Source organism: Modestobacter marinus, assembly GCF_019799945.1.
GTDB classification, from domain to species: Bacteria; Actinomycetota; Actinomycetes; order Mycobacteriales; family Geodermatophilaceae; genus Modestobacter; species Modestobacter marinus_B.
The window spans coordinates 1-723 of the sequence record NZ_JABGCH010000159.1 but is presented as its reverse complement, the minus strand read 5'-3'; the positions used below and the strand labels follow the sequence as shown (position 1 = coordinate 723).

The window sequence follows — 723 nt, the reverse complement described above, 5'->3', positions numbered from 1 at the left end:
ATTTTCAGCCAAGCATTTTCCCATGCTCCACAAAATTTACAAATAGAATACTCACCAATCAAAATTTAAGAACAAAATTTCACAGGTCAAGATCAAACAAATAACATGTACATGTAGATACCAAGAGGAAAACAAATCACATATACTAGGGCTTGCTTTAAAACAAATCACGAAAAATTTTCCAATAGACCTTGGTTCAAAAGTCAGTTATAGGAAAACCTTTATTCCTCAAAGTCCATACTTACAACTTTTAGAGAAAATATTATAAAACTCTTTCTATATCAACAATAGCCTCAAAATATGAATAAAATCTCATAACTTTCTCATCTAAAGCTTGAGCTTCTATTATATGAGTATTTATCAAAGGCTGAACAACAAAATTACACAAATGCCTTTGTGATCCTTCACTTATATCATAGATCGCATAATCTTCAAGGACATTCCACATTTTCCATCTGTCTACAGCTAAGCTATGCACACGAGAATGAGACTTTCTACTCAAAGCATCAGCAACTACATTTGCTTTCACAGGATGATATTTAAGTTCAAAATCATAGTCTTCCATATATTCCATCCACCTATGCTAGCTCATATTTAAATCTTTCTGAGTAAAAATATACTTTAAACTCTTGTGATCAGTAAATACCTCAAAATTCTCACCATACAAATAAGATCTCCATGACTTCAAAGCATGAACTACAGCAGCTAACTCTAGATCATGAA

At 31.8% G+C, this 723-nt stretch carries 1 protein-coding gene; it reads right to left on the bottom strand.

Translation table 11 applies throughout. The features are described from left to right. Positions 1-262: 262 nt before the first annotated feature. Positions 263-574 (bottom strand): hypothetical protein, encoded by a 312-nt coding sequence (locus tag HK417_RS24495; protein ID WP_222273409.1) that lies wholly within the window; start codon positions 572-574, stop codon positions 263-265. Positions 575-723 lie beyond the last annotated feature (149 nt).

What these genes read in the sequence shown, in the direction of transcription:
- HK417_RS24495 (WP_222273409.1), bottom strand. Translation starts at nt 574, where the DNA reads ATGGAATATATGGAAGACTATGATTTTGAACTTAAATATCATCCTGTG.